This is a genomic window from Psychrobacillus sp. Z16_25, assembly GCF_056856695.1.
Genome location: NZ_JBXEOV010000009.1, coordinates 64,914 through 86,530, shown reverse-complemented (window position 1 = coordinate 86,530; position 21,617 = coordinate 64,914). Strand labels below are relative to the sequence as shown.

At 39.9% G+C, this 21,617-nt stretch carries 21 protein-coding genes and 1 other annotated feature; of the genes, 17 read left to right on the top strand and 4 right to left on the bottom strand.

The features are described 5' to 3' along the window. Window positions 1-41: 41 nt before the first annotated feature. The 3 genes from AC1VU3_RS11065 (at window position 42) to AC1VU3_RS11055 (ending at window position 4,537) form a co-directional block, all read left to right on the top strand. Window positions 42-1,130, top strand: a complete 1,089-nt coding sequence (locus AC1VU3_RS11065) for a M42 family metallopeptidase (protein WP_482983507.1) — start codon at window positions 42-44, stop codon at window positions 1,128-1,130. Window positions 1,131-1,267: 137 nt separating this feature from the next. Then, on the top strand, window positions 1,268-2,233 hold the full coding sequence (gene argF, locus AC1VU3_RS11060) for an ornithine carbamoyltransferase (RefSeq protein WP_482983506.1): 966 nt from the start codon (window positions 1,268-1,270) through the stop codon (window positions 2,231-2,233). Between the two features lie 216 nt (window positions 2,234-2,449). Next, entirely contained in the window at window positions 2,450-4,537 is a 2,088-nt protein-coding gene (locus tag AC1VU3_RS11055; RefSeq protein ID WP_482983505.1) for an S-layer homology domain-containing protein, read from the top strand. A 167-nt stretch (window positions 4,538-4,704) separates the two neighbouring features. Here AC1VU3_RS11055 and sspI read toward each other — a convergent pair whose 3' ends face one another. Continuing rightward, complete coding sequence (sspI, locus tag AC1VU3_RS11050) at window positions 4,705-4,914, bottom strand: small acid-soluble spore protein SspI (protein WP_480387397.1); 210 nt, start codon at window positions 4,912-4,914, stop codon at window positions 4,705-4,707. A gap of 126 nt (window positions 4,915-5,040) precedes the next feature. Here sspI and AC1VU3_RS11045 point away from each other — a divergent pair, with 126 nt between their 5' ends. The 5 genes from AC1VU3_RS11045 (at window position 5,041) to AC1VU3_RS11025 (ending at window position 12,943) form a co-directional block, all read left to right on the top strand. Continuing rightward, entirely contained in the window at window positions 5,041-5,802 is a 762-nt protein-coding gene (locus tag AC1VU3_RS11045; RefSeq protein ID WP_482983504.1) for a TrmH family RNA methyltransferase, read from the top strand. Window positions 5,803-5,856: 54 nt separating this feature from the next. Beyond that, window positions 5,857-6,086: a binding site (T-box leader), on the top strand. 309 nt (window positions 6,087-6,395) lie between these two features. Then, window positions 6,396-7,433, top strand: a complete 1,038-nt coding sequence (gene pheS / locus AC1VU3_RS11040; RefSeq protein WP_480387399.1) for a phenylalanine--tRNA ligase subunit alpha — start codon at window positions 6,396-6,398, stop codon at window positions 7,431-7,433. Window positions 7,434-7,445: 12 nt separating this feature from the next. Beyond that, the gene (pheT, locus tag AC1VU3_RS11035) at window positions 7,446-9,857 is read left to right on the top strand and encodes a phenylalanine--tRNA ligase subunit beta (RefSeq protein ID WP_482983503.1); all 2,412 of its coding nucleotides are present in this window, start codon (window positions 7,446-7,448) and stop codon (window positions 9,855-9,857) included. 806 nt (window positions 9,858-10,663) lie between these two features. Continuing rightward, window positions 10,664-12,082 carry a sodium:solute symporter family protein gene (locus AC1VU3_RS11030; protein ID WP_482983502.1) on the top strand — a complete coding sequence of 473 codons (1,419 nt, stop codon included), beginning with the start codon at window positions 10,664-10,666 and terminating at the stop codon, window positions 12,080-12,082. A 126-nt stretch (window positions 12,083-12,208) separates the two neighbouring features. Next, window positions 12,209-12,943: a Fe-S oxidoreductase gene (locus AC1VU3_RS11025; RefSeq protein ID WP_480387402.1), complete on the top strand. Its 735-nt coding sequence runs from the start codon at window positions 12,209-12,211 to the stop codon at window positions 12,941-12,943. Window positions 12,944-12,977: 34 nt separating this feature from the next. Here the strand turns inward: AC1VU3_RS11025 and AC1VU3_RS11020 are convergent, their stop codons facing one another. After that, window positions 12,978-13,163: a hypothetical protein gene (locus tag AC1VU3_RS11020; RefSeq protein WP_480387403.1), complete on the bottom strand. Its 186-nt coding sequence runs from the start codon at window positions 13,161-13,163 to the stop codon at window positions 12,978-12,980. Between the two features lie 113 nt (window positions 13,164-13,276). On the opposite strand from AC1VU3_RS11020, the gene AC1VU3_RS11015 reads away from it, so the two are divergent. From AC1VU3_RS11015 to AC1VU3_RS10990, 6 genes are all read left to right on the top strand, one after another. Next, a complete protein-coding gene (locus AC1VU3_RS11015; protein ID WP_480387404.1) occupies window positions 13,277-13,687 on the top strand; it encodes an NUDIX hydrolase in 411 nt (136 codons plus the stop codon). Window positions 13,688-13,789: 102 nt separating this feature from the next. Then, window positions 13,790-14,344, top strand: coding sequence for a DUF402 domain-containing protein (locus AC1VU3_RS11010; protein ID WP_482983501.1), 555 nt, complete (start codon window positions 13,790-13,792; stop codon window positions 14,342-14,344). Then, window positions 14,341-14,859: a GrpB family protein gene (locus tag AC1VU3_RS11005; RefSeq protein WP_482983500.1), complete on the top strand. Its 519-nt coding sequence runs from the start codon at window positions 14,341-14,343 to the stop codon at window positions 14,857-14,859. The genes AC1VU3_RS11010 and AC1VU3_RS11005 overlap by 4 nt, the downstream gene beginning before the upstream one ends. Continuing rightward, window positions 14,856-15,332: an NUDIX hydrolase gene (locus tag AC1VU3_RS11000; protein ID WP_482983499.1), complete on the top strand. Its 477-nt coding sequence runs from the start codon at window positions 14,856-14,858 to the stop codon at window positions 15,330-15,332. The genes AC1VU3_RS11005 and AC1VU3_RS11000 overlap by 4 nt, the downstream gene beginning before the upstream one ends. 15 nt (window positions 15,333-15,347) lie before the next feature. Beyond that, complete coding sequence (locus AC1VU3_RS10995; RefSeq protein ID WP_482983498.1) at window positions 15,348-16,430, top strand: NAD(P)H-dependent flavin oxidoreductase; 1,083 nt, start codon at window positions 15,348-15,350, stop codon at window positions 16,428-16,430. A gap of 15 nt (window positions 16,431-16,445) precedes the next feature. Continuing rightward, window positions 16,446-17,006, top strand: a complete 561-nt coding sequence (locus AC1VU3_RS10990) for an AAA family ATPase (protein ID WP_482983497.1) — start codon at window positions 16,446-16,448, stop codon at window positions 17,004-17,006. Between the two features lie 481 nt (window positions 17,007-17,487). Here the strand turns inward: AC1VU3_RS10990 and AC1VU3_RS10985 are convergent, their stop codons facing one another. Both AC1VU3_RS10985 and rnhC read right to left on the bottom strand, forming a co-directional pair. Continuing rightward, window positions 17,488-17,994 (bottom strand): GNAT family N-acetyltransferase, encoded by a 507-nt coding sequence (locus AC1VU3_RS10985; protein ID WP_482983496.1) that lies wholly within the window; start codon window positions 17,992-17,994, stop codon window positions 17,488-17,490. 12 nt (window positions 17,995-18,006) lie between these two features. Further along, complete coding sequence (rnhC, locus tag AC1VU3_RS10980) at window positions 18,007-18,948, bottom strand: ribonuclease HIII (protein WP_482983495.1); 942 nt, start codon at window positions 18,946-18,948, stop codon at window positions 18,007-18,009. Window positions 18,949-19,027: 79 nt separating this feature from the next. Here rnhC and zapA point away from each other — a divergent pair, with 79 nt between their 5' ends. The 3 genes from zapA (at window position 19,028) to polX (ending at window position 21,601) form a co-directional block, all read left to right on the top strand. Further along, the gene (zapA, locus tag AC1VU3_RS10975) at window positions 19,028-19,288 is read left to right on the top strand and encodes a cell division protein ZapA (RefSeq protein ID WP_480387414.1); all 261 of its coding nucleotides are present in this window, start codon (window positions 19,028-19,030) and stop codon (window positions 19,286-19,288) included. A 4-nt stretch (window positions 19,289-19,292) separates the two neighbouring features. Beyond that, on the top strand, window positions 19,293-19,835 hold the full coding sequence (locus AC1VU3_RS10970; protein ID WP_480387415.1) for a CvpA family protein: 543 nt from the start codon (window positions 19,293-19,295) through the stop codon (window positions 19,833-19,835). A gap of 62 nt (window positions 19,836-19,897) precedes the next feature. Next, entirely contained in the window at window positions 19,898-21,601 is a 1,704-nt protein-coding gene (gene polX / locus AC1VU3_RS10965; RefSeq protein WP_480387416.1) for a DNA polymerase/3'-5' exonuclease PolX, read from the top strand. The last annotated feature ends 16 nt before the right edge of the window (window positions 21,602-21,617 follow it).

Below are 21,617 nucleotides of genomic sequence, written 5' to 3'. Positions count from 1 at the left end.
TCATATAATTGGATGGTGAGATTATTTAGGAGGCCGAAGTAATGACAAAATTAGATGAAACATTAACCATGCTAAAAGAATTAACAGATGCAAGAGGGATTCCGGGCAATGAACGTGAGCCTCGTATCGTGATGGAAAAGTATATTGCTCCTTATGCTGATAAAATTGAGTATGACAATTTAGGCAGCTTGATTGCTGAAAAAGTTGGGGATGCAAATGGACCGAAAATTATGGTAGCTGGACACCTTGATGAAGTAGGCTTCATGGTATCGAAGATTGATGATAAAGGTTTTATTAGCTTCCAAACAGTTGGTGGCTGGTGGTCCCAAGTGATGCTTGCACAGCGAGTTTCCATTGTGACACGTAAAGGGGAAACAATTACTGGAGTAATCGGCTCAAAGCCACCTCATATCTTGCCTCCTGAGGCTCGTAACAAGCCAGTTGATATTAAAGATATGTTTATCGATATTGGCGCTTCCTCGAAGGAAGAAGCAATGGAATGGGGAGTACTTCCTGGGGATATGGTAGTACCTTATTTTGAGTTCTCTGTTATGAACAATGAAAAGCTTCTTTTAGCTAAGGCTTGGGATAATCGTATTGGTTGTGCTATTGCAATCGATGTATTAAAAGGGCTGCAAAATGAACAGCACCCAAATATCGTGTACGGTGTAGGAAATGTACAAGAAGAGGTTGGTCTCCGCGGAGCGAAAACTTCTACGATGAAGGTACAGCCAGACATCGGTTTTGCTGTTGATGTAGGTATCGCAGGGGATACGCCAGGAATTACTCCTAAGGAATCTACAAGTAAAATGGGAGCAGGACCACAAATTATCCTTTACGATGCTTCGATGGTTTCTCACAAAGGGCTTCGTGAATTTGTAATCGATACAGCGGATGAAAACAATATTCCTTACCAATTTGAAACAATTGCAGGTGGAGGAACTGATGCAGGATCTATTCACATTACAATGAACGGTGTGCCGGCATTAGCTATCGGTATCGCTACTCGTTATATACATTCACATGCAGGAATTTTACATCGTGATGATTATGAAAATGCAGTAAAATTGATTGTAGAAGTAATTAAAAAGCTTGACCGTGATGCATTAGACACGATTAAATTTAGTTAAAACATAAACAACTAAAGGGTTCATACCCTTTAGTTGTTTTTTTATATTTTTTGTATATAAATACACTTGACATTATAAATATACCTAAACTATAATTGTTAATACATAAATATACAAGAAAAGGAGTTTTTATAAATATGAAGCTGCTTGAATGGGTTAATTTAAAGGTGGTTGATAGTCTGAAAGGAAAAGATTTATTAACACTTTTAGATTATTCAAGGGAGGAGATAGAGGATTTAATTCAGCTTTCCATAGACTTGAAAAAGCTGACGAAGCTTGGTAAGTGCCCCCCTTTGTTGGAAGGAAAAACATTAGGGATGATTTTTGAAAAGCATTCTACCAGAACAAGGATCTCCTTTGAAGTTGGAATGAAGCAGCTTGGTGGAAATGGTATGTTTATGAATGCACGAGATCTTCAAATAGGTCGAGGCGAATCTGTATGCGACACTGCGCATGTCCTTTCTGGTTACTTAGATGGGATTATGATTCGTGCAAATTCCCACGAAATGGTAAATGAACTTGCGGAGCATGCAAGTATTCCGGTGATTAATGGACTAACTGATTTGTATCATCCGTGCCAAGCATTAGCAGATATTTTAACTATACAAGAAGTAAAAGGGTATACGAAGGGCTTGAAGCTTGCGTATGTGGGTGATGGGAACAATGTAGCCCATTCCTTAGTGATAGCGGCCGCTAATATGGGCATGCACATTTCCGTTGCAACTCCTCCAGGATATGAGCCGAAGCCCGAAATCATTCAAAAGGCTAGAGAAATTGCTTTAAGTAACGGAGGTTCCTTGTTTGTCTCTAACGATCCAGTGGAAGCTGTTGTGAACGCTGATGTTATTTATACAGATGTTTGGACGTCCATGGGTCAAGAAGAGGAAACCATTAAACGTTTAGCAGATTTTAAATCTTTCCAGATAAATGACGCATTGGTATCCAATGCGAAAGCAGATTATATCTTCTTACACTGTCTTCCTGCACATAGGGAGGAAGAGGTGACGGCTTCTGTCATAGATGGCCCACATTCTTATATTTTTCAGCAAGCTGAGAATCGTTTGCACGCACAAAAAGCACTATTGGCTTCCGTGCTTGCCTAATAAATGAATAACTAAATATGCTGGCAGGATGGCTAGCTGTTTAGTGCTCGATGTTGTCTGTCTAGAAGGACGGCCTCATCGATACATAGTGAGAGTGGTTTGGGAGACGCCAAATCACTCTTTTTTTCTTTTTGAAATTTTTCCTGTTTTATCATCATTTTCTAATAAATAGTATTTATAATGAGAGCAATGACTATTAGCAAGGGAGCTTTCATCATGGTACATACATACCGTATAACATTATTTTTAAGCATATTTCTATCCTTCATTTGTTTAACTGTTTCAGCAGAAGAAGCTGATTCTAATGAAGTAAGTATAGATGCTCGTTTCACAGATATTTCAAACGAATATTGGGCGAAAAATCAAATCATGCATTTGGTGGAGCTTGGGATATTGACGGGCGACCGCGATTTACAATTCAGACCTAATGCGCCAGTTACTGTTAAAGAAGCCAATCAAGTATTATCTAAAGCTTTTCAAACAAAAGCAATCGTCAAAGGAAGTCAGATAGGATATTTAACGGAAGGAAGACTGAAAGCATTTTTGGGAACAGTGGATTCTGAAAGTGAACAGTTAAAATTAGTCCCTAATGAGAAAATACAAGATACGTTGAGTGACGATGGTTTTCTAACAAGAGCCACTTTTGCTGCTTTGCTTCATGAGGCGCTTGTAGAAAAGGAATATATCCGAGAAGGAAAGAACTACACTATTACTAATTTGGCAGTCTCAGAAAATTACTCGCTTATAGAGGAAAATGTCAAACTAGTAAAAGTATCTTTTGATGAGCACCCTATCTACTTGAGATCTTTAGAAAACATCTCTTTTATTAAGCATGAAAGAATTGATAATGGTTTTTCAAGAGATAATATTTATACCTATAGGGTGGGCGAAAAGGGAGCAACTATTGAATTGACAGTTCGTTCCTTTGATAATGGAGATTATTTTTTATTCTCTAAAATGAATAATCCAACGAATACGCCACTTACAGTAGATGTGATTCAAAAGGAAAATTTTGTTGCGTCCATCGAGCTATATCGTTATGATCGCTATGAAATTAAGCGAAGTGGAGAAGATGTATTTGGGCAGGATATCACTTCCTATCCAACAGGCTTATTGCGATTTGTAAAAGAGGATGGAGTGTTAGAGGAGAGAATGGTAGGGCAATCCTATCAATCTAAGCAGCTGTATATGGATTACCCAGATGGTGGAGAGAGCTTTATGCGTGAGCTGTTAAATGAGTATGAGGCACTTTCTTATGCCCAAGTAGGAACTACCATTCAATCTGTCCATTCTCTGCATTCTGATGGAGAGGATATAGTAGAGCAATGGTATATGGATGCGGTGAACCCACTATTTCTTACAGACGAGCATCGGGAGAATTGGATGCTAGAATCCTCTCAGTATTATAAAAAACGAAATAAGTGGTACACTGCCGATGGTCAGTATAACAAAATGGCTACTACTACTGAGCCAATGCCTGAATCTGGATTAGGGTATGGCAGAATTCTTCTCCTGCAAAAAGAGGACCGTGCCCTTGTGCTGTATAAGGAACAAAAGGATCGATATTTTGAGAACCTTATTTATAATTCCTTTGTAAACCTTAAGAACTTTAAAGGAGAAAAGGAATACTGGGAAACTGAGGTCACAAGTACGTATTTAAAGGACTTATATAATATTACTGCCCCATTCATTGATACTAGGTTTAACGAGCAAATTGCCTTGTTTTATTATAATAGCGCGGATGATTTTGGGATTGACAGCGGGAACGAGCCTCTTCGAAATTATGCGGATTTACTGGTAGCCCAGAAGGAAAAAGGAAATGTCATTTGGGTGGATGACAAATCTTATTACATCTCCGATTATTTCCCAATTATACAGGATGTAACGACACATGCGTCTATGAATCATGTATTAGGTGGGATGAACATTCTATTAATGGCCTATGAAACATTCGGGGAGCAAAAGTACCTCGATGCTGCGTTGGCAGTACAGACGGCAATTGAAAAAGATAAAAAGAGTTGGATCCGGGAGAACGGAGATATTTGGTATCGAATTAATGCTGAGGGTGAATATAAGGGGGATGATTATAAGCATCTAACCTTAGAGGATTTAATCATCTCTTATAAGCTCTGGAGCGGTATAGATTCAAAGCAATTACCGTTGCTAGAGGAAATGATTGCTTCGAAAGCAGCCTATTTGTCTAGTGAAAAGCTCGGTTACACAACGAAAATAAAAAATGGTCTACAGGAAATAGGGATGCTTCAGTATTTGCCTAAGGGAAATGAACGTACGGATGCACTATAAAAAGAGCTGCTGAAAATGGTTTATACCTTGTTTCAGCAGCTTTTCCTATGCTTGATCTATATGCCCCTTGTCTCTTGGTCTTTTAGCAGTTGGCACAGGAGAAACAAGGGGAAGCATGTAGGCTAGCAAGTTCATTTTTGAAGGAAATACCTTTGGTGTAAAATCAGTTACTTAGCAAAGGCAGCAGAAAGCTTGTTTAACACTGTTTGCTTACTAGCGTCATCTGCACTTTTCCACCATTTTTCAAAGAATACGCCTAAACCTGGTAGTAAATGCTCCTCGCCTCGTTGAATGGCATCCTCCACGACACCTTTGATTTGTGCTGGAGAGTAATTGGCCATATTTGCTGAAATTGCCTCTCTAATTTGAAAATCCATTATCATCACTCCTTGCTTTTATTTTTCCCAGTGCTTCACATGATATACATATTTTTTGATACACTTATGAAGTAGAATGAAATATAATGCAAACATGACAAAAATTAAATTTGAGGCGGTTATAGAATGAAGAGAATTGAATCCCCACAAAATGCGTTGGTCAAGCATTGGAAAAAGCTTGTAAACGTTAGAAAAGAACGAGATAAAACAGGAGAATTCATCGTAGAAGGCTATCATTTAGTGGAAGAGGCAATCAAGCAAAAGGGAAATGTCTTGTCTATTATTATCAGTGATTCTAGTCATATTCCTGCTAACTGGGATGTGGAAGGTATCCAAGTAGTAGAAATTCACGATGATATTAAGGATGAGCTTGCGGAAACGGAGCATACACAAGGAATATTTGCACACTGTAAACAGCAAGCTAATAATCAAGACATTACTTCTTGGAAGAAGGTTCTACTAGTAGATGCTGTTCAAGACCCAGGGAATGTCGGAACGATGATTCGCACAGCAGATGCAGCAGGTATTGATGCAATTGTTCTTGGGAAAGGCTCAGCAGATGCTTATAATCCAAAGACACTTCGCTCCGCTCAAGGCTCTCATTTCCATATTCCGATTGTAAAGGGAGACCTGAACTGGTGGATTGAAAAGCTAAAGGAGCAGGGGATTCAGATTTATGGAACTGCTTTACAAGATGCTACTCCATATAATGAGGTCACTGGTGGTGACAGCTTTGCGCTTATTGTTGGCAATGAAGGAAGCGGGATTAAAGAGGAGTTTTTAAGACAAACAGATCGAAATATCTTGGTTCCACTTTTAGGACAAGCAGAATCCTTAAATGTTGCGGTGGCGACTGGTATTCTGTTATATGGCCTTACTTTAAAATAATTGTGCTTGAACATCTTGTCATAAATCCGTATAATATACAGTAATTTGATAAATTGAAAAGCTGTAATCGGGAAAGGTATGTATGTAGTTTCAAAATAGGGATTTTACACCGTGACTGGAAGTGTAAATTGCGAAAGACATATAGAAGTTCACCCCGCTAGCTGCCACCGGGACCAGTCGATACTGTAAAGGTGAGCCGGTGAAGAGCCGTTAATCAAATCAAGAGATTGCAGAGGAATCTGCAATAATCAGGGTGGTACCGCGAATAGAACCTCGTCCCTTTTTTGGGAGGAGGTTTTTTATTTTGGAAGAAAAGAGGGAGTCCTGTAAAAAGGTATCTGCCTAGCTTCAGCGTCTTGCCACCCGAGGTCAGATGTGCAAAGGCTGTGGTGGCAGAGCCCCCTCGCCTTTTCCCATTTGCTTTTCTGGGCATACCAGGCGCTTCAGCATTTCTTGATGTCCAGCTTCAGCGCCTTGCCCCTCGAGGTCAAATGTGCAAAGGCTGTGGTGGCAGAGCCTCCTCGTCTTTTCCCATTTGCTTGTCGGGGCAGACATAGGCGCTTCAGCATTTCTTACTTATTAGGAGGGTTATTATGGAAGCACAACTTCAGCAGTTGAAGGAGGAAGCAATCCAAAAGATTGCCGAATCGCAAAATGTTAAAGAGTTAAATGATGTGCGTGTCGCATATCTAGGAAAAAAAGGTCCTATTACAGATTTATTAAAAGGAATGGGCAAGCTCCCAGCAGAAGAAAGACCAAAAATGGGCGCACTAGTAAATGTTGTTCGTGAAGAGGTAACAGCTGTTTTAGAGGAAAGAATGACTCTTCTGCAAGAGAAAGCGATTCAAGAGCAGCTAGAAAAAGAATCAATCGATGTAACACTACCTGGTCGTCCAGTTAAGACAGGTAATCATCATCCATTAACACGTGTAGTAGAGGAAATTGAAGACCTTTTCATTAGCATGGGCTATGAAATCGCAGAAGGACCAGAGGTGGAGAAGGATTACTATAACTTCGAAGCACTAAACCTTCCGAAGGGTCACCCAGCACGTGACATGCAAGATTCTTTCTATATCTCAGAGGATATCTTGCTACGTACGCACACTTCTCCTGTTCAAGCTCGAACAATGGAAGCAAAAGAAGGGCAGCCAATTAAAGTTATTTGCCCGGGTAAGGTGTACCGTCGTGATAATGATGATGCGACACACTCACACCAGTTTACTCAAATCGAAGGTCTTGTAATTGGCGAGAATATTCGCATGAGTGACCTAAAAGGTACGCTTTCGGTATTTGCGAAGAAAATGTTTGGTGAGGACCGTGAGATTCGCCTTCGCCCAAGCTTCTTCCCGTTCACAGAGCCTTCTGTTGAGATGGATATCTCTTGCTTCAAGTGTGGTGGTAGCGGCTGTAACGTATGTAAGAAGACAGGCTGGATTGAGATTCTAGGTGCAGGTATGGTTCATCCAAATGTGTTAGAAATGGCTGGCTATGATTCGAAAAAGCTTTCAGGCTTCGCATTTGGAATGGGACCAGAGCGTATCGCAATGTTGAAATATGGTGTGGAAGATATTCGTCATTTCTATACAAATGATGTGCGTTTCTTATCACAATTCCACCGCTCAGAAGTGTAAGGAGGAAATGACATGTTAGTATCGACTAAATGGTTATCAGAATATGTAAATACACAAGGATTAGACCCAAAAGAGCTTGGAGAGAAAATTACTCGCTCAGGTATTGAGGTAGATGCAGTAATTGATCGCTCTCAAGGAATGACGAATGTTGTGGTTGGTCATGTAAAGGAATGTGTAAAGCATCCCGAAGCAGATAAGTTAAATATTTGTCAGGTAGATGTAGGTGAGGAAACTACTCAAATTATTTGTGGTGCTCCAAACGTTGCTGCTGGACAAAAAGTAATCGTTGCACGTCCTGGTGCAGTATTACCAGGTGGAATAAAAATTAAAAAAGCGAAGCTACGTGGGGAAGAATCAAATGGAATGATTTGCTCTCTACAAGAGCTTGGAATCGAAGGCCGTGTAGTGGCTAAAAAATATGCAGAAGGTATTTATGTGCTTCCAGAAACAGCAGTTCCTGGAGAAAGTGCTCTTCCTTTATTAGGTCTAGATGACATAGTTCTAGAGCTTGGGCTAACGCCGAACCGTTCAGATGCACTAAGCATGCTGGGAGTTGCATATGAGGTAGGTGCTATCCTTTCAGAGGATATGAAATATCCAGAAGCTAGCTACACGGAAAGCAATGAAAAAGCAGAGGATTATGTGAAGCTTCATATTGAAGCGAAAGAAGAAAATCCGATGTATGTTGCAAAGGTAGTAAAAAACGTGCAAGTGAAGGAATCTCCACTTTGGCTACAAAATCGTTTAATGGCTGCAGGAGTTCGTCCACATAACAACGTAGTAGACATTACGAACTACGTGTTGATGGAATACGGTCAACCGCTACATGCTTTTGACTACGACCGAATTGCGACAAAAGAAATCGTTGTTCGTCTTGCAAATGAAGGCGAAAAAATTACAACGCTCGATGATCAAGAGCGTACACTTAAAGCAAATAACCTTGTCATTACAAATGGTCAAGAGCCAATTGCCATTGCAGGTGTTATGGGTGGTGCAAACTCTGAGGTTCATGATGGAACAACTACGGTTGTTATTGAATCTGCTTACTTCACAGGTGGATCAGTACGTCAAACGTCTAAGGATCATAGCTTACGAAGCGATGCTAGTGCCCGCTTTGAAAAAGGGGTTGACCCTAACCGAGTGATAGCAGCTGCTGAACGTGCTGCAAGTCTGCTTGCAGAGCTTGCAGGGGGAGAAGTGCTTGCTGGTTCTGTAGTTGTAGATGAGCTAGATAAAACGCCGGCAGAGGTTGTAGTATCACCTGACTTTATTAACAGCCGTTTAGGTATGAAGATTTCATTAGAAGATATGACTTCTATTCTGACTCGCTTAAAATTTGACTTTGAAGCAGCCAATGGTTACTTATATATCAAAGCACCAACTCGTCGTCAGGATATTAAAATTCCAGAAGATATCGTAGAAGAAATTGCGCGTATGTATGGATATGATGAAATTCCAATGACTCTTCCAGTAGAAGAATCAAAACCAGGTGGCTTAACTCCTTACCAGGCTAAACGCCGTTTAGTTCGTCAATATCTAGAAGGCGCTGGGTTATATCAAGCAATTACTTATTCCTTAACCTCAAAAGAGGCAGCACAAAAATTTGCTTTAGAGACTGCTCCAGTGACTGAGCTACTTATGCCAATGAGTGAGGAACGCAGTACGTTAAGACAAAGCCTTATCCCTCATTTATTAGAGGCAGTTACGTATAACACTGCTCGCCAAGCAGATACAGTGGCACTTTATGAAGTAGGATCTGTATTCTTAGGAGAAACAGAATCAGGTCTACCGAATGAGGAAGAACATTTAGCTGCAGTAATTGCAGGTAAATGGGTGGAGCACAGCTGGCAAGGCGAGAAAAAAGCAGTAGATTTCTTTGTCTTAAAAGGAATTGTGGAAGGTCTAATGGAAAAGCTTGGTTTTGCTGCAGAGCTAACATTTGAAAAAGCAGCAGTAGAGGGCTTACACCCAGGACGTACAGCTTCCATTAAGCTAGCGGGTGAGCAAGTAGGAATAATCGGACAGCTGCATCCTGCTGAACAAAAGGCAAGAGACTTAAAAGATACGTACGTAGTAGAGTTGAATCTGGTGAAAATCTTACAACAGCCTGTTGACGCATTATACTATGCACCAGTTTCTAAGTTCCCATCTATTACACGTGATATCGCTCTAGTGGTAGACCGTGACAAAACAGCCGGTGAGCTGCAAGCGATTATTCAAATGTCTGGCGGCAGACTATTAAAAGGTGTGCATTTATTCGACCTTTATGAAGGAGAAAAAATGGAAGCAGGCAAGAAATCCATTGCCTTCTCTCTAACTTATTTTGATCCTGAGCGTACTCTTACAGACGAAGAAGTTGTAAATGCTCATAATAAAGTATTAAAAGCACTAGCAGAACAAGCCGGCGCAGAATTACGCGGATAATAAATAGTGTGGACTGCATTCACTCTTGGCGAGTGAATGCAGTTTTTTTATTGGTGGATATGATGGATGTCAGTTCAAATGTCGGCTGCTGAGTGAGAGTAAATTTGGTCTATCCGAGAGTAAAGCTGGCTCAACCGAGAGTAAATCCCCTAACTGAGAGTAAGCGAGTGCCATCCGAGAATAAAATCCTTCTAAGCGAGAGTAAACCTAGCTCCACTGAGAATAAAGAGAGGCTATCCGAGAATAAAGCAGAATAGACGGAGAGGTACATGAAGAACCATCAGCCAAGCGGTCGCACGCTGAGTGAGAGTAAATTTGGTCTATCCGAGAGTAAAGCTGGCTCAACCGAGAGTAAACCTAATGAATGAGAGTAAGCAATCGCTATCCGAGAATAAAATCTATCTATCCGAGAGTAAACCTGGCTCAACCGAGAATAAATGAAGGCTATCCGAGAGTAAAGAGGAAGCAACGTAGGCGGGAACCACCAGCCAAGCGGTCGCATGCTGAGTGAGAGTAAATCTGCTCTAACCGAGAGTAAACCAGGCTCAATCGAGAGTAAATGCCTTGAATGAGAGTAATCAAGCGCTATCTGAGAATAAAATCCATCTAACTGAGAGTAAACCTGTCCCGACCGAGAGTAAATAGAAGCTAACCGAGAATAAAGCGGAATAGGCTATCCGAGCCTATGTTTTTTCTTGTTTGTGGTTTAATCTACCTGAAAATGGGTACTGGAGTATTAGCAAAATTTTATCAATAACATAATTTAATTGATAAAATTTTCAATACATAGGGAAATGGGGAGTTGGATGGACTTAGGTTTTTGGACGTGGACAATCACGATTGTTTTATCACTTATTTTCATTGGAATGTCATTTTTATTTAAGAAGAAAGCGGATGAAAGCTTTGCTCATTATGCGATAGCTGGTGGGACATTGCCTTTCTTTTTATTACTCTTCACAGATATTGCCACGATTATGGGAGTTGGAAATTTTGTTGGGCATTCTTCAAAGGGTTATGAAATTGGGATAGCTAATATCCCGTTTGTGATAGGGGAACAAGGCGGGAAGATTTTATTCGCATTAGTATTTGCAGGTTTTGCAGCGAAATTTACATATAATACGGTAGCAGAAATGATGGATGATTTAATTGTACGAGACAAAATTTTTCGAAGTATGGTGGCTATTTTAATCTCGGCAATTATGATTGCCTGGGTGAGTGGTCAAGCGATGGGGATGGGCGCTCTCTTTTCAACTTTTACTGGAATAGATCCTGTTCCTATGATACTCGTATTTTCTGCTGTCTTTATTATTTATACTGCGGTTGGAGGGATGTATTCTGTAGTATGGACGGATCTCGTGCAGGGTGGAATCCTAATAGGAATGGCTGTGTGGTTTTACTTTCAAGTTTTTAAGAAAATTGATTTCAGCTATTCTAATTTAAAGGTTGGGCTGGAGGAAGTGGGAGCAATTGAGCTGGCCCAGATGAATCTTTCGGTTATGGAAATTATCTCTTTGGTTGTCACGGGGACTTTAGGGATGTTGGTTGCACAGGTTTACTGGCAAAGATGCTTTGCTTCTAAAAATCCCAAATCTGCCTCTCGAGCAATGTTAATCAGTGGTGTTGTTGCTATCATTTTTACTATCTTTGCGACGTTGAGTGGACTAGTAGTTAAGATGATAAATCCTAATCTGGATTCTAATAATGCGATTTCCTGGTTAATACTTGACCAAATGACGGAAGTTGCTGCACTTGCCTTTTTTACGATGATTTTCTTGGCGGCAATTTCAAGTGCCTCTTCTCTTCTTCATTCGGCCGCAGTAGTGATTGTTAATGACCTCGTAATACCTAATATGAAGCCAAAGTCTGATTCCTTTTATCTCAAGCTTACCCGTTGGTGTGTCGTCGGTTTTGGGATATTTACAATCGTGACAGCGATATGGGCCGACTCTATTATCGATCTCTTTTCTCTAGCATATACGATGGCTGGAGGAGGGGTTGTACCGGTATTAATTGTTGGGCTCCTCTGGAAACGAAATAAAGACAAAGCGTTTGCGATGGGCTCCAGTAATAGTAATGTCTCTATTTGGGGAGCTAGAATTGGAATAGTCGTTGGTTCAGTTGCTTCTTTAACTTTAGGGGTACTTTGGGGACTTTTGCTTTCTGCATTAGTGATTATTACTCTTTCTAAAATGATTCCGTCAAAGAATCCTCAAACAACGCTATAGTATATTCGTGTAGATAAAGTTGGATGGCCGACTTTGTCTACATTTTTTTATACAAGCTCGTCGGATTGGCATAAAAGAATACTTCCGATAAAATAAAAGAGAATAGAAAGATAAATAGGTGATAGAATGCCAGCATTAACATTTGATCAAGAGTTTTTATTAAATGAACATCGAATTTACACAACGAAACCACTTCGCACGCTGTTTACATTGGAAAGATTAAGTAAAGAATTTTTTCAAGAAGAGTTTGGGAAGCTCATGCAAGGGATAACAGATGCAGAGAATCCTGTAGCGGCTGTGTCACACTTCAGTAAGCGATATGGAATGTTTTTTGCCACACAATTTTATATGTTAGCTGCTTATGATATGGTTTGGGACGGGAAGCACACAGAGTTACATTTTGATGTGACAAAGGAATTTGGTACTTACACAGTGGCAATGTTTATTAACCCAAATGATTTCCGATATGTGAAGGCTGATGAAAGAGAAAAAGTTATCGAAAAAATATTGTATCAGCAAGGTTATGAAATTGTTCAGTTTTTGAGACAAACGACTAGTATTTCACCTTTAACAATATGGGAAAATTTCTTTGTTCATTTGGTGAATCAATACGAGAGATTACTTGGAGATCCCGCATTTGCTACGCAAGCAATGGATGACATAGACATTTTAGAGGATGCAAAGGTATGGAGTCGTTTTTCGAATAAATCCCTCTATTACCAATACACTGAGGGACGAAATCCTGCTAACCTTGTTAATCAGCCGATTCGCAAGACCTGTTGCTTATCTAAGGATATTCCAGGGCAAGCTGCATGTGGGTATTGCCCATTAACGACAGATGAAAAACTTCTATCCAAATAAGAAGGATAGAAGTTTTCTTTGTATGGATCGTTCATCAAGTATCTCTATGATCAATCCACCAATCAATGTGGTCTAAATTAAATACCACTAGGTTATTAAGTGGCTTGAGGTGTGGTATTTCTTTCCGATATAAATAATATTCTACTTGCTCTTCTGTTAATGGGCGCCCGATAGATTGTAAATAAGCCACCAAGTTAGTAACCCCATAAACCTTTCTCAAGATACCACCCCCCGTAAAATTTAAGATTGAGACAATGTTAAAAGGATATATATATGCTATACCCGATTATCAGAAAATAAATCTTTGTTATACTAAAGAGAAGAGGTGAGTATATGGATAGAGTAGATGTGGTATATGCTCTTATCATAGATAAGGAGCGAGAAAATGTATTGATGGTACATAATGTCGGTGCAAGTTGGACATTGCCGGGTGGCACGGTTGAGCTTGGAGAAACATTAGAAGAAGCAATTGTTCGGGAGGTTCAAGAAGAAACGGGATTGACGGCTAGAATAGAAGGCATTGCTTCTGTAAATGAAGCATTTTTCCCTCAGCGAGATAGTCATGTTTTATTTGTCACTTTTGTAATGAGTGTGGATCATGATAATTTTTCTATCCAGCTGCCAGAGGAAATTTCTGAAATAAAATGGGTCCCTATAGAGGAAGCAAATAGGCTTATGCCATATCATCCAAATGGAGTACAATCACTATTAAAGGGAAAAGCTACCTATATTTATCAAGGGTAATGTTTTATATTATACTATGGTATTTTATGTAATATAAACGATAGTTTAGAGTATAATTTGAATTAATAGATTGGAGAGATCCAGTGACTTGGGGGGAAATGGGTGCTTAAAAAACGATTTGCAAATAGACCTGATTGGAAGCGAGTTAGTGAACGGAGATTCGCAATAATGGAAGCTTGTGAAAAAGATTTTGAAGGCACTGTTACTCTATTAAAAATGGAAAAAGTAACAGAGCCTTTATTTGTCCGTTATGAGGAGCACGAGTTATGTATCGTGGATCATGGCTACTCCTGGCTTCAGCATTTCCCTATTGGTAAGCCATATACACTGACTACTGTGTTTAATGAAATGGGAGAAATTGTCCAGTGGTATATGGATATCTGTCAAAATAATGAGAGAAATGAAGAAATCCCGTACTGGGTGGATATGTTCCTGGATATCGTCGTTCTTCCCTCAGGGGAGATTTTTTTATTGGATGAAGAAGAGTTAGAGGAAGCGTTCGATGAACAAGTGATCTCACAGATACAATATGATTTTGTAAAACAAGAAGCAGTAAAACTAATGGAACTAATTAAGGAAGAGAAATTTCCACTCCTTTTTATTGCTCACAAACATAAAAAAGATCTGGAAGTCCTGCTTGAGGAGGTAATAACGTGAGAAGGGTTGAAGTAGTTCCTTATAACGAAGAATGGCCAAAGCTATTCCAGCTTAAAGCTGTCTTGATTAGACAAGTGCTTGAACCAGAAATAATAGATATTCATCATATTGGTAGCACCTCAGTACCTGGTCTACATGCAAAGCCCATTATTGACATGATTCCCGTAGTAAAGAGTATCAGCAATGTAGATAACTATACAAAAAGTATGGAAGACATAGGATATGAAGCGCTTGGCGAAAATGGACTTCCTGGACGGAGGTATTTCCGAAAGGGAGGGGACGAGCGCACCCATCATATCCATGTTTATGAAGAAGGACATCCTGATATAGAAAGGCATCTTGTTTTTAGAGATTATGTAAGAAGTCACCCGGAGGCTCTGCATGCATACGGACAATTAAAACTAGCGCTTGCTGCTCAATTTCCTTCAAATATAGATGCTTATATTGAGGGGAAGGATCAATTAGTAAAAGAAATAGAAAATAAGGCAATTGCCTGGAGAAAAATGAGCATATGAATTTTCACAGGCCATTTGGTGTATATGGGATTTTAGTAGATGAAGGAAAGCTAATGGTTATTCATAAAGGGGGAGGCCCATACAAGAATCGATGGGATCTTCCTGGGGGCAACTTAGAAGAAAGGGAAACTCTTTTGAAAGCCTTACATAGAGAGTTTATGGAAGAAACGGGTCTACAAATAGAAGTGCTATCTCAGGTTGGGGCATTTGATTTTCTCATAGAAACAGATTGGCGCCAGGGCATGCTTGTTCATCATATTGGTATCTTTTATTTGGTGAAGGCTGTCGGTGGGTCTATCTGTATACCAGAAAAATTCGATGGTCAGGATTCTTTAGGAGCTGCTTGGGTAAGTTTAGAGGATATGTTAGAAAGCAATGCATCTCCATTAGTGTTAAAAGCAAAAGAGTGTCTTTCTTCTCATAGTAACAGTTTGGAGGCAACTACCTATCGTGAGTGGAAAGTAAAACTTTAGTCTGGAGTGATGGCCATGTTACGAAATAATTGGACAGATAGATTAAAGATGAGCACACCTATTATTCAAGCGCCCATGGCTGGTGGGATAACGACAACGAAGCTTGTGACAGAGGTATCTTTACACGGAGGTCTCGGGATGATTGGTGCTGGCTATATGACCGCAGAACAGCTAGAGGAGCAGCTAAAGGAAGTAAAACAGCATATGACTCACCCGTTTGGAGTGAATTTGTTTGTTCTCAGTAGTTTTCAGGCTGATGAGGAAAAAATACGGGATACACAGCTCCTTCTTCAGAAGTACGAGAGTTCACTAGGAATGGAGCCTCAAAAGTTACGACTGCCTACCTTTGAGGAAACAAACAAGGGATTTGAAAATCAAGTGGAAACCATCCTGTCAAACCGTGTGCCTATTTGTTCTTTTACTTTTGGCTTACCTTCGAGAGAGGTAATCCAAGAGTTTAAGAAGGAGGGGATTCTTCTTATTGGAACAGCAACTACAGTAGATGAGGCAATGGTCAATGAGGAAGTTGGAATGGATGCTGTGGTTGTGCAAGGCTATGAGGCAGGAGGGCACCGTGGAAATTTCCTAAGTACGCATGAGGAAGGGGCTATTGGGCTTATGTCTTTTATTCCACAAGCGGTAGAGAAGGTTCGTATACCGGTAATTGCGGTAGGAGGCATCATGGATGGCAGAGGAGTCGTAGCAGCTCTTTCCTTAGGTGCGCAAGCAGTGCAAATGGGTACTGCATTTCTCGTATGTAAGGAGAGTGGAGCAGCTTCCATTCATAAGCAAGCTATTTTACAAGCAAGACCAGAAGAGATACAGCTAACTAGAGCCTTTTCTGGAAAGTGGGCAAGAGGCATAGAAAATAAGTTTATGCGAGAAATGAACGAAAGAGAAACCATAATACCTGACTTTCCGATACAGCATACATTAACACAGCCAATCAGGAAAGCTGCAACCGAGCAGAACAAATCGGACTACATGTCTCTATGGGCTGGTCAAAGTCCTATGCTCTCGAAGGATCAAACAGTAAAAATGTTAATGGATTGTTTATGGAAAGAGGTTGAGCTAGTTAAAAAATCAATTCTCATGTAAATGGAGGAAAAGACAGTGGAAAAGTTTGTTTTTATCTTTGGTCCGCAAGCTGTTGGGAAAATGACAGTAGGCCAGGAGTTAGCGAAAAGGACTGGGCTCAAACTATTTCATAATCATATGACCATAGATTTATTAGAGCCACTTTATGGATTTAGCCCTGAAATGTGGAGGCTGGCAAAGCTATTTCGGAAAGAGATCTTTCAATCCTTTGCAAATAGTGAGGAATACGGTTTAATTTTTACAAAGGTTTGGTATTTTGATCAACAAGAGGATTGGGAAGATATTGAACAGATTTGCCAAATTTTTAGAAGCAAAGGGGTAGAAATTTATTTTGTGGAGCTTGAAGCAGATGTAGAGGAAAGACTTGTGAGAAATAAAACTCCTCACCGCTTAGAGCATAAGCCGACCAAAAGAAATACCAAACAATCTGAGGAGCATTTGTTATCCTCTTATAAGGATAAAAGATTGAATTCACTTGATGGAGAAATAAAAGAAAAAAATTACTTGCGAATCAATAATACATACCTAAAGCCAAGTGAAGTCGCTTCTTTGATAAAAAAGGAATTTTGCTTATAACGAGTAGGTATTTGACAGAGAAAAGAACTGATTCTTCAAGGGGTTGGACAAATCGAAAGAGAAGCACTTATGATCCGATAAGAATCATAAGTGCTTACTTATTTTGTGCCTCAGGGTTCTCCGCTGCGTTGGCCGCTTTCCACGGGGGCGCGGTAAGCCAGCACCCATCGCTAACGCGCGTGGTTGTGCTGTCTTGCCTATCACCTTGCTCCCACAGGAGTCGCCTACGCTGCTCCGAACCCATAGAGTTTCCTTTAAAAATTATAATTTGATCAATAAATTCCCCAAAAGAATATAACCCATTATGAAAAGAATAGTTTTGTCTCAGTCTCTTTACTCTATTGAGTCTAGTTTCTTCGTCTCAGCCGCAGAACGGAAATCAACCGTATCTCCATGTGATAAGTTAAATGAAGGTAATTTACTTTTATCTATCTAAATGATTTGGTGGATTCCAAGATTAAAAACAAATATTAATGCTTTTCTATTCCAACCTCATCTCATAGTAAGGCTCTTCTTGCTTGGTATCCTCAAACCATTTGAGACCTTTGTAGTCAAAGCCAATCTTTTCTAATACTTTCAGTGATTGCGCATTCGCTGGACTAGCTGAAGCGACAATTCGCTCCACCTGTCCATGCTTTTTTGCCAGCTCTATACTAGCAACAGCCGCCTCGGTTGCGTAGCCTTTTCCCCATGACTGTTTATTGAAATGATAAATCAGCTCTATTTCTTGCAAATCCGCTGTTATGTTAAAGCCAGCTGCACCGATGACTTCTCCTAATTTTTTCTCAAACAAACCATATACAGATAATCCATGTCTTCTATGACAAGCTTGATAAGCTTCTATGACCTGTGGGAGAATCTCGAGGGAGGTTGCTCCATTACACTGCTCCATGACTTCCTCATCGCCCCAGAACTTCATCATATCTGATAAAAAGCTTTCTTCTAGTACTACCCCTATTAAACGTTCTGTTTCAAACACAGCTTCCATTTTAATTCTCCCTTAGGTAAATCGTTTTTTATTTACTAGTGCAATAGCCTTTTGGGTATTGGCAAAATGCCATTTCGTGATGGCCTTCAAAAAACCTTCCCCGTGCTTCATATAAATTTTTGCTGCTACCTCATCCACTTTCGAGCTTGCCCCTTTCGGAATAGTCGTTTGAGCAATTTCTGTTAAACGATCCATTTCCTTTAAAAAAGCATATCTTGCAATAATGGAAGCAGCGGCGACTGAAACATGTAGTTGCTCAGCCTTCGTTGAGAAAAGCACATTTTCACGAATGATTTCTTTTTCGTTTTTAATGTGATTATAATAGATTCCCCGTTCAGCAAATTGGTCGATTAAGATGTAGTCCGGTCTAGCTGGTTCTATTTTTTTCAATACATGCTTTAGCGCCTGGTTATGTAAGAGGGCTTTTATTTTGCCTTGTGACCAGCCTTTTGCTTGTATCTCATTATATTTTACATTCTTTAATACCAAAACGCAATAAGTGATGGCAGACATAATGTCTGGAGCCATTTTACGCATTGCCTCATCCGTTAGCATCTTTGAATCCTTTACTCCTAGTTCTTTTATGAGCGCAACTTTTTCTGCCGGCACATAGCATGCGGCCACTGTGATGGGACCAAAGTAATCGCCAGTCCCTGTCTCGTCAGAACCTATTACGGAAAGTTCTTCGAAATTAGCCGGCAGCTTGTCTCCTTTTACTGAACTCACCACAGCTTTTTGCTTTGGTTGCTCGGATGTACCCCATCTAGCCGCTTCGCGAGAGGCACCACTGCCTTGGAATAAAACCTTACCCGACTTGTAGGCTGTGATAGCTGTATCAGCTAGCTTGGCTGCAAAAATTACTCCGTTAGCCGTCCGATCAATCTGGTAGGTTTTATAGTGATTTTTCAATTTTTGAATGTCATCGTTCGACAATATAATTACTTCATTTGCCATTAGGGTAGTTCCTTTCTTCACATCAGAATCTATTTCGTGTTATTATTATACATAGGATTTTCTGGGGGAGGGTTCGTCTTTGTCAGAACTAGAAAAAACAAGAATTTCTGTCGATATCTATGGACAGAAATATAAAATGGTAGGTTCCGAAACTTCTGGTCACATGAGACTCGTTGCCTCCATCGTAGATGATAAAATGAGAGAGATACATGCTCATAACCAACAACTAGATATAGCAAAGTTAGCAGTGCTGACCGCTGTTAATGCAGTAAACGATTACATAAAAGTGAAAGAGCAGCTTGAACTTTTAGAAGAAGAATTGAAAAGGCTAAAGGACTGAAAAAATGTTAGATATTATTATTCTTATTTTGCTGATAGCTGGTTTTATAACTGGGGCAAGAAGAGGGCTAATTGTTCAGTTGATTCACATGACTGGCTTTATTATTGCGCTCATCGTTGCGTATATCTATTATAAACCACTTTCAGAGAAATTTGTTTTATGGATCCCATTCCCAGCAATAACTTCTGATTCAAAGCTGACAATTGCCGTAGAAAATCTTGATCTCGATCAAACCTTCTATCGAATTATCTCTTTTGTATTAATTTTTATGGTGGTAAAGTTTGGACTGCAGCTGATTGCATCCATGTTTGATTTCTTGAAGTATTTGCCTATACTAGGCTTTGTAAGCAATGTAGTTGGTGCTTTTTTAGGACTGGTTGAATTTTATTTTCTTATCTTTGTATCTTTATATGTATTAGCGTTACTTCCAATAGGAACTCTACAGGGCTTGATGGATAGCTCCATACTTGCTGGCTGGATATTGGAGCATACACCGATCCTTTCAGAAATAGTGAAAAATTGGTGGTATATATATGTGGAAAACTAAACATGTATAACTAATTGACTTCTCTCAGTGGAGGGAAGTTTTTTTTGAATGGAGGATATGATATGGATAAAAAGACAATCATTAAAACGTTAGAAAAAATAGCATTATATATGGAGCTACAAGGAGAAAATCCATTTAAGGTTGGTGCTTTTCGTAAGGCGGCTCAGGTTTTAGAGTTAGATGATCGCAGCCTATCTGAAATGGATAACATCACATCATTAAAGGGAATTGGAGCAGCTACAGGGGCTGTAATTGAGGATTTAATAAACAATGGTGAGTCATCTCTATTAAAAGAGTTGCAAGAGGCTGTTCCAAGTGGGCTTCTTCCAATGCTTAAAATACCAGGTCTTGGGGGCAAAAAAATCGCAAAGCTCTATAAAGAATTACAAATAGATTCGATTGAAGCTTTAAAGGGAGCTTGTGAAGCTGGACAGGTTCGAGAGCTTGCAGGTTTTGGGCCGAAGACAGAACAGAAAATTTTAGCAGAGCTAGAAACCTTCCAGCTTAAGCCGGAGCGATCACCATATTGGCAAATGGAGCCATTAGTCGAAATGATTGAAGGAATTCTTGCCTCAATAGCGGAAGTGGAGAAGTTTTCGGTTGCTGGGTCCTTTAGAAGAGTAAAGGAAACTAGCAGCGATTTAGATTTTATTGTAAGCACTAATTCACCAAAGGAAGTTAGAGAACAGCTGTTAGACAAGCTGCCGCTTTTAAAGATAGATGCAGCCGGAGATACAAAGGTATCTGTCACACTGGACGTGGATAATGAGGTAGATGTGGACTTTCGATTGGTTGAGCCTGCCCAATTTGCTTCCGCACTACACCATTTTACTGGCTCTAAGGACCACAATATAAAAATGAGACAAATTGCAAAGGAACAAGGGAAGAAAATTAGTGAATATGGCGTTGAGTTGGAGGATGGAACCGTAGAGCACTTTCAATCTGAAGAGGAGTTCTATGCATATTTTAACTTGCCATTTATTCCACCTTCTGTACGAGAGGATGGTACTGAGCTTTCCAAGCTGGACAAGCTTTCTTCGCTTGTTGCATTGGAGGATATCCATGCAGATCTCCATATGCATACGACGTGGTCGGATGGGGCTCACTCCATTGAAGAGATGGTAGAGGCTTGTCGTGCAAAAGGCTATAAGTATATGGTGATAACGGACCACTCTAATTACTTGAAGGTAGCAAACGGTCTTTCAAGAGAAAGACTCTTAAAGCAAATAGAGGCAATCCGTGAAATAAATAAAAAATACGATGACATAGAAGTGCTTGCCGGTACTGAAATGGATATTTTACCAGATGCGACATTAGACTTTGATGATGATTTATTGAAGCAGCTAGATTTTGTTATTGCATCCATCCATTCTAGCTTCAGCCAGCCACAGGAAAAAATTATGGAACGCTTACTGACAGCGATGAAAAACCCATATGTCCATATGATTGCTCATCCTACTGGAAGAATTGTTGGAACGAGAAGTGGCTATGACCCTGATGTTCCTACGCTTATTCAATGGGCAAAGGAACATGGGAAGATTCTCGAATTAAATGCAAATCCACATCGCTTAGACTTAGATGTGGAGTATTTAAAAATGGCTCAGGACCTAGATATTCCTATTGCAATAAATACGGATGCTCATCATATTGATCAGCTGAAATACATGGACGTAGGGGCTCAATATGCACAAAAGGCATGGTTACACAAAGATACTGTAGTAAATACATGGCCACTAGAAAGATTTAAGGAGCAATTGAAGAAATAAATTAGGAGGTGTCTCT